Source organism: Pseudoxanthomonas sp. SL93, from assembly GCF_026625825.1.
Lineage (GTDB): Bacteria > Pseudomonadota > Gammaproteobacteria > Xanthomonadales > Xanthomonadaceae > Pseudoxanthomonas_A.
On the sequence record NZ_CP113065.1, the window covers coordinates 3303153 to 3316750 of the forward strand.

The 13598-nt window shown below is 68.1% G+C and carries 12 protein-coding genes; 4 read left to right on the forward strand and 8 right to left on the reverse strand.

Annotated elements, in window-relative coordinates:
- Nucleotides 1-27 precede the first annotated feature (27 nt).
- The 8 genes from OVA13_RS15470 to OVA13_RS15510 form a co-directional block, all read right to left on the reverse strand.
- Nucleotides 28-591: an L-threonylcarbamoyladenylate synthase type 1 TsaC gene (locus tag OVA13_RS15470; protein WP_267791349.1), complete on the reverse strand. Its 564-nt coding sequence runs from the start codon at nt 589-591 to the stop codon at nt 28-30.
- A gap of 41 nt (nt 592-632) precedes the next feature.
- Entirely contained in the window at nt 633-3146 is a 2514-nt protein-coding gene (locus OVA13_RS15475) for a DNA topoisomerase I (protein ID WP_267791350.1), read from the reverse strand.
- Nucleotides 3147-3360: 214 nt separating this feature from the next.
- Nucleotides 3361-4371, reverse strand: coding sequence for an RDD family protein (locus tag OVA13_RS15480; protein ID WP_267791351.1), 1011 nt, complete (start codon nt 4369-4371; stop codon nt 3361-3363).
- Nucleotides 4372-4390: 19 nt separating this feature from the next.
- Nucleotides 4391-5281: an RDD family protein gene (locus tag OVA13_RS15485; protein WP_267791352.1), complete on the reverse strand. Its 891-nt coding sequence runs from the start codon at nt 5279-5281 to the stop codon at nt 4391-4393.
- Between the two features lie 47 nt (nt 5282-5328).
- Nucleotides 5329-6072 (reverse strand): GYF domain-containing protein, encoded by a 744-nt coding sequence (locus OVA13_RS18030; protein ID WP_324288222.1) that lies wholly within the window; start codon nt 6070-6072, stop codon nt 5329-5331.
- Nucleotides 6073-6098: 26 nt separating this feature from the next.
- Nucleotides 6099-6572, reverse strand: a complete 474-nt coding sequence (locus OVA13_RS15500) for a DUF494 family protein (protein ID WP_267791353.1) — start codon at nt 6570-6572, stop codon at nt 6099-6101.
- Nucleotides 6569-7744 carry a DNA-processing protein DprA gene (dprA, locus tag OVA13_RS15505; protein WP_267791354.1) on the reverse strand — a complete coding sequence of 392 codons (1176 nt, stop codon included), beginning with the start codon at nt 7742-7744 and terminating at the stop codon, nt 6569-6571. Before dprA ends, OVA13_RS15500 begins: the two co-directional genes overlap by 4 nt.
- A gap of 74 nt (nt 7745-7818) precedes the next feature.
- A complete protein-coding gene (locus OVA13_RS15510; RefSeq protein WP_267791355.1) occupies nt 7819-8946 on the reverse strand; it encodes a LysM peptidoglycan-binding domain-containing protein in 1128 nt (375 codons plus the stop codon).
- Nucleotides 8947-9077: 131 nt separating this feature from the next.
- On the opposite strand from OVA13_RS15510, the gene def reads away from it, so the two are divergent.
- The 4 genes from def to OVA13_RS15530 all read left to right on the forward strand — a co-directional run bounded on the left by def (nt 9078) and on the right by OVA13_RS15530 (nt 13409).
- Nucleotides 9078-9593, forward strand: coding sequence for a peptide deformylase (gene def / locus OVA13_RS15515; RefSeq protein WP_267791356.1), 516 nt, complete (start codon nt 9078-9080; stop codon nt 9591-9593).
- Between the two features lie 101 nt (nt 9594-9694).
- Nucleotides 9695-10615 carry a methionyl-tRNA formyltransferase gene (gene fmt / locus OVA13_RS15520; RefSeq protein ID WP_267791357.1) on the forward strand — a complete coding sequence of 307 codons (921 nt, stop codon included), beginning with the start codon at nt 9695-9697 and terminating at the stop codon, nt 10613-10615.
- On the forward strand, nt 10612-11925 hold the full coding sequence (gene rsmB / locus OVA13_RS15525; protein WP_267791358.1) for a 16S rRNA (cytosine(967)-C(5))-methyltransferase RsmB: 1314 nt from the start codon (nt 10612-10614) through the stop codon (nt 11923-11925). The genes fmt and rsmB overlap by 4 nt, the downstream gene beginning before the upstream one ends.
- A gap of 206 nt (nt 11926-12131) precedes the next feature.
- Entirely contained in the window at nt 12132-13409 is a 1278-nt protein-coding gene (locus OVA13_RS15530; protein ID WP_267791359.1) for an O-antigen ligase family protein, read from the forward strand.
- Nucleotides 13410-13598 lie beyond the last annotated feature (189 nt).

A 13598-nucleotide genomic window follows, 5' to 3' on the forward strand; every position in this document is an offset into this window, starting at 1 on the left:
AAGTCCGGCGCGTTCAGCGCCGCGGAATCACTCGCGCAGTGCCTGGCCGGTGAGCGCGTCGCGGATGGGCGTGGGCCGCGACAGCCCGCCGGTCGCACCGGCCACCACGGCGTCCACCCGTTCCAGCATCACCGGGTCCAGCGCGTCGCGGCTGCTGACGGCGGGCTGGCCGCTGAGGTTGGCACTGGTGGAGACCAGTGCGCCGCCAAAGGCGTTGCACAGGCTGACGACGACCGGATGCTGGCTGACGCGCACGGCGATGCTGGCGTGCCGGCCGGTGATCCAGCGCGGCGCCTGGCTGCTGGCCGGCATGGTCCACGTATGCGGCCCGGGCCAGCTGGCCAGGACCTCGGTCAGGCGATCTGTCGGCAGCGCGGTGACATCGATCAGCGGCCGCAGCTGGTCGAGCGTGGCGGCGATCAGGATCAGGCCTTTTTCCACCGGCCGCTGCTTGATGGCCAGCAGCCGGTGCACTGCGCCTTCATCGAAGGGATCGCACCCCAGCCCCCAGACCGCTTCGGTCGGGTAGGCGATGATGCCGCCGCTGCGCACGACTTCGGCGGCTTCCTCGATGGTCCGTTCGATGGGCATGCGCGCGATTCCAGTGCGAAGTGAAGAGACGGGTCCGAGGCTCAGAAGGGCGCGTCGTCCCCGGCGCCGGCGGCCACGGTCTTCTTCGCTGCCGTTTTCTTGGTGGCCTTCTTGGCGGCGGTTTTCTTGGTCGCGGCCTTCTTGGCGGCCTTCTTGGCCGGCGCCTTCTTCGCGGCCGCCTTCTTGGTGGCGGCCTTCTTCGGCGCGGCTTCCTTCTTCACCGCGGTCTTCTTGGCGGCGGCCTTCTTGGCACCGAAGCCGCGACGCACGGGCTTGCCGGTTTCCTCCAGCAGCTTCTGCACTTCTTCCAGCGTCAGCGAGGCGGGCTCGCGGTCCTTCGGGATCTTGCCGTTGAGCTTGCCGTCGCTGATGTACGGGCCGAAGCGGCCGTTCAGCACCTGGATGTCGCTGCCGTCGAATTCCTTGATGATGCGGTTGCGCGCGATCTCTTCCTTCTCTTCGATCAGGAACACCGCGCGTGCCAGGTCGATGGTGTACGGGTCGTCTTCCTTCTTCAGCGACGCGTACACGCTGCCACGCTTGGCGAACGGACCGAAGCGGCCGATGCCCACGCTGACTTCCTCCTCCTTGTCCAGGCCCAGCTTGCGCGGCAGCTTGAACAGTTCCAGCGAATCTTCCAGCGTGATGGTGTGCATGGACTGGCCGGGGCGCAGCGAGGCGAACTCCAGCTTCTCGTCGGTGTCCTTGTCGCCGATCTGCGCGTACGGCCCGTAGCGGCCCAGGCGCACGCTGACCGGCTTGCCGGACTTGGGGTCGGTGCCGAGTTCGCGCGCGCCGGTGGCTTCGCTGCGGTCGACGGATTCCTTCTTCTCTTCGATGAGCTCCTTGAACGGGCCCCAGAAGCGTTCCATCAACGGCAGCCAGTCCTCTTCGCCGCGCGAGACGGCATCGAGTTCGTCCTCCAGCTTGGCGGTGAAGTCGTAGTCGACGTACTGGGTGAAGTGTCCGGACAGGAACTTGGACACGGCGCGGCCGACGTCGCTGGGCTTGAAGGCGCGGCCTTCCATTTCCACGTACTTGCGGAACTGCAGCGTCTGGATGATGGAGGCGTAGGTGGACGGACGGCCGATGCCGTATTCCTCCAGCGCCTTGACCAGCGCCGCTTCGGTGAAGCGCGGCGGCGGCTGGGTGAAATGCTGGTCGGCATGGATGCGGTCCAGCGGGATGCGGTCGCCGGGTTTCATCGGCGGCAGCTTGCGGCCTTCGTCTTCGTCCTCGGCGGCCTTGGTGTCCTTGCCTTCCTCGTAGACGGCCAGGAAGCCGGGATCGATCACGGTGGTGCCGCTGGCGCGGAAGCTGTGCGCGTTGCCGGCGGCGAGGTCGACGCTGACGGTGTTGAGCGTGGCCGGCACCATCTGGCAGGCGACGGCGCGCTTCCAGATCAGTTCGTACAGCTTGCGCTCGTCATCGGTCAGGTAACGCGACACCTGGCTGGGCGTGCGCAGCGCGCTGGTCGGGCGCACGGCTTCGTGCGCTTCCTGCGCGTTCTTGGACTTGGTGACGTAGACGTTGGGCTTGTCGGGCACGGCCTGCGTGCCGAAGTCGCGCGCGATGACGTCGCGGATCTCGGCGACGGCCTCGGCCGACAGGCTGACCGAGTCGGTACGCATGTAGCTGATCAGGCCGACGGTGCCTTCTTCGCCGATGGTCACGCCTTCGTACAGTTTCTGCGCGACCTGCATGGTCTTGCGCGTGGTGAAGCCCAGCTTGCGCGAGGCCTCCTGCTGCAGTGTGGAGGTGGTGAACGGCGGCGAGGGGCGGCGCTTGCGCTCCTTGCTGACCACGTCGGTGACATGCAGCGCGCCCTGCGCGGCCTGCTGGATGCGCAGGCGTGCGGCTTCGGCGGTGTCGCCGTCGGTGACGGTGAACTGTTCGAATTTCTGTCCGTCCAGCTTGGTCAGCTTGGCGGTGAAGGACTGGCGCGGATGCGCGCACTCGGCTTCGATGGACCAGTACTCGCGGGCGATGAAGGCTTCGATCTCCTCCTCGCGCTCGACGATCATGCGCAGCGCCGGCGACTGCACGCGGCCGGCGGACAGGCCGCGCTGCACCTTGCGCCACAGCACCGGCGACAGGTTGAAGCCGACCAGGTAGTCCAGCGCGCGGCGCGCCTGCTGGGCATCGACCAGGTCGCCCGCGATCTGCCGCGGGTGGTTCATGGCTTCCTTGATGGCGCGCGGGGTGATCTCGGTGAACACCACGCGGTGCAGCGGCTTGTCCTTCAGCAGGCCGCGTTCCTTCAGGATCTCGGCGATGTGCCAGCTGATGGCTTCCCCTTCGCGGTCCGGGTCGGTGGCCAGGAAGATGTCGTCGGCGGTCTTGGCGGCCTTGGCGATGGCGTCGACGTGCTTCTCGTTCTTGTCGATCAGTGCGTAGGACATGGCGAAGCCCTGGTCCGGGTCCACCGCCCCTTCCTTCGGCACCAGGTCACGCACGTGACCGTAGGACGCCAGGACGGTGAAGTCCTTGCCGAGGTATTTGTTGATCGTCTTGGCCTTGGCCGGCGATTCAACGATGAGCAGGTGCTTGGGCATGTCAGGGGTTCAGGGGGAGTCGGGGGGGGGGCCGTCCGGGGCCGGCAAGGGTGGCGCAAATGCGGCCGCCAGAGAAGCCGACGCCCGGGGTGGGGACCCCGGGCGTTCAGTTTTCCTATTTATAGTGGAATCACGCCCGGGGGCCGGCTGTCAAGCGGCCGACCCTGCCGTTGGGCGGTTTCTGCCGGGGCAGTGCCCGTTTCCGGCGCCCGCCTCAGCGGGCCATGGAGGCCAGGCCGATGGCGGCGAAGATGCCGATGGCGATGCCCAGCAGCAACAGCACGCCGAACAGCGCCAGGACCACGACGGTGGCGGTGCCCAGTTCTTCGCGCTGCCGCTCCGGCTGGCGGGTGAACGCCCACTTGTCCACCACCAGGGTGTCGCACATCAGGTCATGCAGGCCCTGCTTGCGCTCGGTGAAGGCGGCCATGATCAGGCCGATGCACAGGATGAACCCGCTCAGCAGGTAAGCCCAGTAGCGGCCGAAACCGCGCAGGAAGCTGATCTTCTCGCCATCGGTGCGCACCACCTTGATGCCGATGGCCAGCTTGCCCGGCGTGGCCATCAGGCCCGCACTGGAGTGGAACCACGCGAACACCAGGGCAGTGAGGACGTAGGACGCAATCGTTTCGCCAGGGTTGAAGGGGTCCTGCAGGCCACCGAAGCCACCGCCGAACAGCCCGCCGAAGATCGCCAGGATGATGGCGATCGGAATGCCGATGACGAAGCCGTCGATGATGCTGGCGGCCACGCGTTTCCAGAAGCCCGCGTAGACCACGTATCCGTCGGTCACCGGCTGCGCGGAGGCATACACCTCCGCACTCGGCGCGGCGTAGGGCGAGGCGGGTTCGCCCAGCGGGCGTGCCGGGCTGTAGGTCGCCTGCGCAGTCGCGGCCGCGGCCACGGCCTCCGCCTGGCTGGCGTGCGCCGGCGCATGCTGGGCGTAGCTGGGCTCGCGCGCGGTGAACACGGCGCGGCCGGTCAGCGGGCGGTCTTCCTCGGGTTCCGCCTGCGGGATGATCGAGGGCGGCGCCGGCGTGGCGGCGGCGGGCTGGAGGTGCAGTTCCGCCGCCATGTCGCGCAGGGACTGCCACTGGCCCATGCCTTCGCGCCACACCAGCGAGGCCCAGGTGAGCACCCCGGTATGGAACTGCTGCGTCAGGGCTTCCGCGGTCACGGGCCCCTGGCGCTGCTGCTGCGGATCAACGTAGTACCACTGCGTCATGTCGGGCCTCCTTGGCCGGTCAGTTCTGGGTAGCGAGGGGAATGAGGATGGCCGCCAGCACGGCAATGAAGGCCAGTCCGTAGATGACGCCGGCGATGGCCAGGATCACCTTGGTCACGGTGCCCAGGCCGCGTTCCTGCCAGTCGGGATGGGCGGTATACGCCCAGCGGTCGACCACCAGCGTGGCGGCGACTTTGTCGTGCAGGCCCTGCTTGCGCTCGGTGAAGGCGACGATCAGGTAGCCGATGTAGAGCGTCAGGTAGTTCAGCGCCACGGCCAGCCAGCGGCCCAGCGCGCGGCCCAGGGTGAGCCGCCGCCCGTCGATGTCGGTGACCTTGATGCCCACCGCCATCTTGCCCAGCGTGGCCTGCTTGCTGGAGGACTCGAAGCCGGCGTAGTACGCCGCGCTGATCAGGGGATACGTCAGGTAGATCATCCCCATGATGCCGAACATGGCGGCCATCCCGCCGGCGCTGTCCGCGTCGCGCATCAACACGCTGCCACCGATGCCCAGCACCACGACGCCGACGATCATCACCAGATACCACGCGAAGGTGACCACCATCGAGTCGATGAACAACGCGGCCGCCCGTCGCCAGAAACCCGCCAGCACCACGTCCGTGCCGTCGACGTACTGCTGTTCGGAGGCGATCTGCGCGGCCGGCGGGGCATAAGGCGTATCGCCACTCTCGGCGGCGGTCGGTAGCGCGGGCGCGGTGGCGGGCGGCGGCTGCAGCGGCATGTCGAGTTCGCCGGCCACGGTACGGAGCGGCTGCCATTCGCCCAGGCCATCGCGCCACACCAGCGTTTCCAGGCCGATCCGGCCGTGCTGGAAATGGCTGGCGAGTTCTTCACCCGTCCACGGGCCCTGCCGTTGCCGGGAGGCATCGGCGTAGTACCAGTCCGTCATGTCGTTCCCCGAGAGCTGCGCGGCATGCGTCGCCGCGCGGACGTGAATCAGCCGCGGCAGTTCTGCGGCAGCAGTCGATCATCGATTTCGGACGTGCAGGTCCAGGCCGTGTCGGCCGTGTCCAGTTCGAACCAGATCTTCTTGCCGTCCAGCCGTGTGTCGCCGGTATTGCCCATCTCCAGCTCGAAGCCACAGGTACCGTCATCGAACTGGCCGATGCTCGCCCGGGTGACATAGGTGCTGGCGTAGCTTTCCGGTTCGCCCAGACCGCCTTCGCCGTTGCGCGGGCACTTGCCTTCGCCCAGGTACTGCTCGGTGACCACGCTCTTCAGCATGGCGCCGTTGGCGATTGCATCCGCGGTCTTCGCTCGCAAGGTGTAATCGTTGTAGGCGGGCAGCGCGATGGCGGCCAGGATGCCGACCACGCCGATGCACGGCACCACGATCACGGCGGCGACGATCAGCGCGATCTTGCCACCCGACATGCCCTGGCGCGGTGGGGCGGCATGAACGCCGCCAGTGGCGCGGGGCGCCATCGGCGCCCGCACGGAAGACGCCGCCTGGAGCGGCGGCGGTGGCGGCGGAACCGCGGCGTCGGCTGTCACCGACGCGGTGGCCAGCAGCCCGAGCTCCTCGGCGAAATCGCCCAGGCGCTGCCATTGCGCCATCCCTTCGCGCCAGACCAGGGTTTCCAGTCCGACGCGCCCGACACGATAGTGAGTCCCCAATTCCTCAGCCGAGACCGGACCGTGCTGCTGACGGTCCCGGTCGGCATAAAACCAATCCGACATGCTTCCCCCTGAAGCGGATCAACGCCTCAGTGTACCGGCTCCGGCTCGTCGGCAAACATCTGGGTTTCCATCCATGCATACGCAGCTTCGGAGCCCGGCTGGTTGAACAGCACCATCAGCACGACCCACTTCAGGTCGTCCAGGTCCAGTTCGTCCTGGTCCAGCGCCATGGCGCGATCCAGCACCAGTTCGCGCTGGTTGGCGTCCAGCACGCCGTGCTGTTCAAGGAACAGCAGGAAGCCCCGGCATTCGACATCGAGTTTTTCCAGCTCCGGGCCATGGAAGACACGGGTGGGGCCGCCCACGCGGGGCTGCGACGCGGCAGGCCGTTGGTCGGCCAGGGCATCGAGCCAGTCGAAGGCTTTGCTGATCTCGGCGGGGCTGAAGCCGGCCTGGATCAGGCCGTTCTGGAGAGAGTCGCGGTCGCGGACCGGGTCCGCGTCTTCGGTGAAATAGTGTTCGAACAGGTACAGCAGTACATCCAGGATGCTCTCTTTCATTGCCCCTCGGCCTGCGTCAACGACGCTGTGGAGGTGAAGAAACCGGTCTTTCTGAGGTATCGGCCGTGTTCGACCGTTACTAAACCATCCAGTTCCATGACCAGCAGCATGGAGGACAGTTCGGCAGCCGTCAATCCAGTGCGTGCAACCAACTGATCCATACCTGTTGGGTCGTGGCCCAGTGCTTGCCACAACTGCTGGTAGTCGGGGTCCAGGCTGGGGAGTGTCGCGGAGGCGCTGGAGATTGCCGCGGATTCAGTTTCGCCGAGCCGTTCGCGCAGCGCCGACGCCAGTTCGTGGGCCAGTGGCGCGATGGCCGCGATCACCTCCTGGGCGCTTTCCACCAGGCCGGCCCCCTCGCGGATCAGGCGATGGCAGCCGCGCGCCATGGGGTTGTGGATGGAGCCGGGCACGGCGAACACCTCGCGCCCCGCTTCCCCGGCCTGCCGCGCGGTGATGAGGGCACCGGAGCGCTCCGCCGCCTCGATCACCAGGGTGCCCAGGGTCAGCCCGGCCAGGATCCGGTTGCGGCTAGGAAAGTGCGAACGGATCGCCAGGGTGCCCGGGGCATGTTCGCTGACGATGGCGCCCTGGGCCGCGACACGGTCGCGCAGGTCGGCATGCGAAGGCGGATAGGCCACGTCGGGGCCGGTGCCGACGACGGCCACCGTGATGCCGCCGGCAACCCCGAGCGCGGCTTCGTGGGCGATGGCATCGATGCCGGCGGCCAGTCCGCTGACCACCGCGATGCCGGTGCTGGCCAGCGCGCGCGAAAACGCATGCGCATTGTCGCGACCGCCGGCGGTCGGCGAGCGGCTGCCCACGACCGCCACGGACGGGTGCCACAGCAGGCTGGGGTCGCCCTCGACGAACAGCGCCAGGGGCGGGCTGGCGATCCGTCGCAGGTGGGCCGGGTAGTCCGGGTCATGCCAGCCGATCAGGTGGTGCTGTGCCGCCTGCAGCCAGGAGAGCGTGCGCTGCAGGATCGCCGGGTCCGGGTCGCGCATCGCCTTGATCTGCGCATCGCCCAGGCCTGCCGCGCGCCAGGTGCTGGCGCCGGCGGCGAGCACGGCGGTGGGGGTGCCCAGTTGATCCAGCAACTGGCGCCGGGGCAGCACGGGGCCGCCGGCCAGGGTCAGGCGGGCCAGCGCGGTCGGTTCGTCGAGGGGCATGGGCACAGCCTAGGGTGGAAACGACGACGGCGCCCTAGGGCGCCGTCGTGGCAGAACGTAGGAAAAGCCTGACGTCAGTAGGTGGCGTCGGGGTGCTTCAGTTCGTATCCCACGCGGGTGGCTTCCACGCCTTCCATCACCAGCGCGTAGCTGACCTTGTCGAAGGTGCGGAACACCATGACGTGGCTGGCGTACTCATCCGGCAGGCTGACGCGGCCGGCGCCGGTCTTCGGCGACTCGCTGACGCGCGAGGATTCCGGATACGCCATGCGGTTGGCGGTGTGGCTGCCGTTGCGCCACACCGAGAACACGGTGCCGTTGTCGATGCCGTCCAGACGGCCGGCGGAGATCGCGATCACGTCGCGCGAGCCACCCGACGTCAGTGCATCGGCGACGGCCAGCACGCGCAGCTTGCCTTCCGCTGCCTGCGTGGCGGGCGGGTGCGGGAAGAAGTGCAGGTCGTACGGCTGTGCGTCCACCGGGATCAGGCGGTCGCCCACGCGGACTTCCTTGCCGCCGATGTCCGCCACCAGGGTGCTGACTTCGGTGCCCGGCACCACGCCACGGGTAAAGGTGGCGACGTTGACCGTGGCCAGTTCATAGCCGAGGAATTCACCCTTGCCGGTCTGCTCGGTGACTTCCTTCCACTGGTCGATTTCGCCACGGATGGTCTTGCCACGGAAGTCCAGGTCCTGCGCGCGCGGATTGTCGGTGAACCGGGCGGTGGGCCGGACGACCAGATAGCGCTGGCCGGGCTGTCCACCGTCCAGGCCGCGAACGTAGATGTTGTGGCCGCCGGAACCGCGCAGGCGGTCCTCATCCAGGCCCGCCACGTGCGGCAGTTCCTCGAAGCTGTCCACCACGCGGCGGTCCTTCAGGAACGGCTCGATGTCGCCCAGCGGAATGGCGTTGAGCGGCGCTTCCTCGCGCGGACCCGGCTGCACCGCGACGCGGTCCAGGTAGGCCAGGCTGATGACGTCGCCCGGATAGATCAGGTGCGGATTCTTGATCTGCGGATTGGCCTGCCAGATCTCCGGCCACAGCCACGGCTTCTTCAGGAAGCGCGCGGAAATGTCCCACAGGGTGTCCCCCCGCTTGACCACATAGGTGTCGGGATGGCTTTCCGCCATCTCGGCGGCAGCCGCGTAGGTCCCCATAGTGAGGATCGCGACGGTTAAAACCGTACGAATACTTTTGAACATGGCGGTATCTACCTGATTCCCCGACAGGTGGTCAGCACTATAGTCCAGAAAACCCGACGCAAAGCAAGCGCTCGCGTTAGAATTCGTGAGGCCTTGCCGGATTCCACTGGCGCCCCCATCCCGATATCACCATGGCACTGCTCCCCATCCTCGAATTCCCCGACCCCCGACTGCGGACCAAAGCCGTACCGGTGGACGCCGCCCGCGTGACCACGCCCGAGTTCCAGCGCCTGCTGGATGACATGTTCGACACCATGTACGACGCGCCGGGCATCGGCCTGGCCGCCAGCCAGGTCGACGTGCACCAGCGCTTCATGGTCATCGACATCAGTGAAGAGAAGAACCAGCCGCAGGTTTTCATCAACCCGGAGATCGTCGACAAGGTCGGCGAGCAGGTCTATCAGGAAGGCTGCCTGTCGGTACCCGGCATCTTCGCCGACGTGGCTCGCGCCGATGCGATCACCGTCCGCTTCGTCGACCGCCAGGGCCAACCGCAGGAGTTGCATGCCGATGGCCTGCTGGCGGTCTGCATCCAGCACGAGATGGACCATCTGGAAGGCAAGCTGTTCGTCGACTACCTGTCACCGCTGAAGCGCGAGATGGTGCGCAAGAAGCTGGCCAAGCAGCGTCGCCAGGCCGCTGCCTGAGAGTGCAGCGCTGATCGGGACGGGCGAGGCGGAAGGCGTGAGAAGCGATCCGCGGTAGCCGTCGCGACGCCCGTTTCCCCACTTCCGAGTCCCGGCCCTCCATGAGAATCGTCTTTGCCGGTACGCCGGCCTTCGCCGTCCCCAGCCTGCGCGCGGCCCACGCACGCAACGAAGTGGTGGCCGTCTACACGCAGCCGGACCGCCCGGCGGGGCGCGGTCGCGGGTTGACGGCATCGCCGGTCAAGCTGGAGGCGATCCAGCGTGGTATTCCGGTGCTGCAACCGCTCTCGCTGAAGAAGAAGGCTTCGCAGGATGCCCTGCGCGCACTGGCGCCGGACCTGATGATCGTCGTCGCCTACGGCCTGATCCTGCCGCAGGCCGTGCTGGACATTCCCACCTACGGCTGCTGGAACGTGCATGCGTCGCTGCTGCCGCGCTGGCGTGGCGCCGCGCCGATCCAGCGCGCGATTGAGGCCGGCGACGACGAGACCGGCGTCTGCCTGATGCAGATGGAGGCGGGTCTGGACACCGGGCCGGTGCTGCTGTCGCAACGCACGCCCATCGGGGCGGATGAAACCGGCGGCCAGCTGCATGACCGGCTGGCCGAGCTGGGCGCGCAGGTGCTGCGCGACGGCCTCGGTCTGCTGCGTGCCGGCATCCGGCCTGTCGCACAGCCGCAGCCCGAGCAGGGTGTTGCGTACGCCCACAAGCTGGACAAGGCCGAAGCCAGGCTCGACTGGTCGCTGTCGGCGGAGGCGCTGGCGCGCAAAGTGCGCGCCTTCGAGCCGTGGCCCGTCGCCGAGGCGGTGGTGGCCGGCGAGCGCCTGCGCATCCATGGTGCCGTCGCTGTCGCGCAGTCGCATGCGGGGTCGCCCGGCCAACTGCTCGCCGCCAGTCGCCAGGGACTCGACATCGCTTGTGGTGACGGCGTGCTTCGCCTGCGCGTCGTACAGCGCGAAGGCGGCAAGGCGATCACCGCGGCGGACTACCTCAACGCGCGTCGCGACCTGGCGGGCGCATGACCACGCAGGCCGGCGTCGCCATCCGCGTACTGGCCATGCGCGTGCTGGATGCGGTGATGCATCGCGGACGTTCGCTGAAGGCCGAACTGTCCGCCACCCTGCCGCAGGTCGCCGATACGCGCGACCGTGCGCTGCTGGAGGCCATGTGTTTCTCCGCGTTGCGCCAGCGCGCGCAGGCCGATGCCGCGCTGCGCCTGTGGATGGCCAAGCCGCCCGGCCCGCAGGACGGCGAACTGCGCGCGCTGCTGCACATCGGTTTCGCCCAGCTGACCGCCCTGGACCTGGCGCCGCACGCCGCGCTTTCCGCCACCGTCGAGGCGGCACGCACGCTGGGACGTCCGCACCAGGCCAACCTGATCAATGCGCTGCTGAGGCGTGCCCAGCGCGAAGGGCTGCCGCCGGCGGACGTCGCCCTGCTGTGGCCGGCCTGGCTGCGCAAGCAGGTTGAAACCGACTGGCCGCAAGATGCTGCCGCCATCTTCGATGCGAGCCAGCACGAAGCTCCGCTCTGGTTGCGCGTGAATCGCGCGCGCGTGGCGCGGGACAGCTACCGGGTGCAGCTGGCGGAGGCCGGCATCGAGGCCGAGACGGCTGCCGGATTGCCGGATGCGCTGCTGGTGCGTTCGCCCGTGGCCGTGGGCCGGCTACCCGGGTTTGCCGAAGGGGACGTCTCGGTGCAGGACGGTGCCGCGCAATCGGTGGCGGACCTCTTCGAATTGCCACCGGGGGCACGTTTGCTGGACATGTGCGCCGCGCCCGGCGGCAAGGCCGCGCACCTGCTCGAACGCGACCCCACGCTGCAGCTGACGGCGCTGGACGTGGATGCGCGGCGACTGTCGCGCGTGCAGGAAACCCTGGCGCGCCTGGGTGTTTCCGCCTCAACCCGCGTTGCCGACGCGGGCGAACCGGCTACCTGGTGGGACGGGCAACCCTACGATGCGGTGCTGCTGGATGCGCCGTGTTCCGCCACCGGCATCGTCCGGCGCCAGCCGGACGTGCTGTTGCACCGACGGCCACAGGATCTGGCTGCACTGACCGCGCTTCAGGCGCGGTTGCTGGACGCGGCCTGGGCCGTGCTGCGCCCGGGAGGCACGCTGGTGTATGCGACGTGTTCGGTGCTGCAAGCCGAGAATGCCGACCAGGTTGCGCGATTCCTCGCTCGCATGCCGGATGCGCGGGCGGAGGCCCTGGACGATGCGTTCGGCCAAGCAGCGGGTGTGGGCAGGCAGCGGCTGCCGGGCGACCGGAAGATGGATGGCTTCTTCTACGCCCGCCTGCGCAAGGCCGCCGCAGCGGGCCTGGGAGGCTGAACTGATGCTGCCCGTCCCGCGGCACTGGAATGTCGCGCACTTTCTCGGGCCACGCCGTCCGGCATACTTCACCGTCGTCCAGCCGTTGGCTGGCAATGGGCGTCGATGCGACGTTCCCTCCGCCAACGAATCCTTGACACGCTGCTGACAGTGCCCGGCACACACTTCGTGGGTCGCTGCAGACTGCCGCGCGGATGGTGCGCCGGATGTCCGAGTTCCCGAGCTTCCTGCAGAGACGCAACACGATGGTTTCATGGATGAACAAGCGCCAGCCGGTCGCACGGGGCCTCATGTGGCTGGCAGCCTTCAGCGCTGCCGCGTGCCTGGTGGTACCCAAGGGATTGGCACTGTTCGCGGCCTGCCTGTTGCTGGCTACCCTGTTGGTGCCGGATGCCATCGTATTCGCGCTGCGCCACGCCACGCCTGCCATCCGGTGGTTGCTGGCCATGGTGGCGCTGGTCCTGACGGTGGCGATCGCCTCCATGGTGTATGCCGGACAGGGCTGGCATGTACTCGACAATCCTTCCCGTCTGCTGCTGATCCCCTGGGGTGCATGCCTGGCCTGGGCGATCCGGCTGCCGCGGCGCGCCTTGTGGTACGGCGCACTGGTGGGCCTGCTGGTCGCATTCATCGTGGCGACGGTCCAGTTGGCCGGGGGCACCGCGCGTGCCGATGCAGGCACCAATCCCATTGTCTTCGCCAATGCGGTGCTGGTGCTGCTGGTGCTGGCGGTGTTCTGCCGTCCGTTGGGGCGCGATCCGCGCGTGCTGGCGGTGCTGACGATCGCCCTCGTGCTGGGCGCGGTAACGATCGTGCTGAGTGGCAGCCGGGGTGCGCTGCCTGGGCTGGGGCTGGTGCTGCTCATCGTGCTGGTGGGGGGCGATGCACGCCGGCGCTGGCTGCGCCTGGGCATGGCGGTCAGTGCCGTCGTCCTGCTGTTCGTCATGCTGTGGAGCATTCCGTGGCTGTCCGCCCAGACCCGGTTGGACGCGGTGCATTCCGATTGGGATGGCTATGCACAGGGACAGGTGGACACGCCGATCGGGGCACGCCTGGCACTGCTGTCGCTGGCCGGCGACGCCTTCCTGCGGGCACCGTGGACCGGGGTCGGCATTGACGGGTTCGGCCAGGAAGTGGACCGGGCTTCCTACTGCCAGGCAGCCCCACGGCACCTGTGCGATCTGGCGCACGCCCACAACGACATCGCCCAGTGGGCGGCGACGATGGGCGTACCGGGCCTGCTGGCGTTGCTGGCGATCTACTTCGTCCCCCTCGCCATCGCCGCCCGGCAGCTGTCCCGCAAGCCGCCGTCGTCGCCGGTCGGGGCGGCCTGGGCTGCAGGGGTGATGGTGGTGGTCTATCTGCTGTCAGGCCTGACCCAGTCGATGTTCGCGCATGCGATGACCACCAGTGCCTACGCGGTGTTCATTGGTCTGCTGCTCGGCATCGCCTTGAGGGAAACGGAAGCGTCCCGCGACCGTTGAGGCGGTCGGAAAGCGCCACCCCGGGCTGGGGTAGACCACCCGGAATGAGATGGGCACCGCGTTTCTGCGCGTGAATGTGAATCGTCGTGGAACCGTTTCTCCGTATCCGGCGCTGCCTCACATTCGAGTCAGAAAGCCGTCCCTACAATCGCGCCGCTCCGACCCCCTCCCCACCTGCCGGCGACTCCC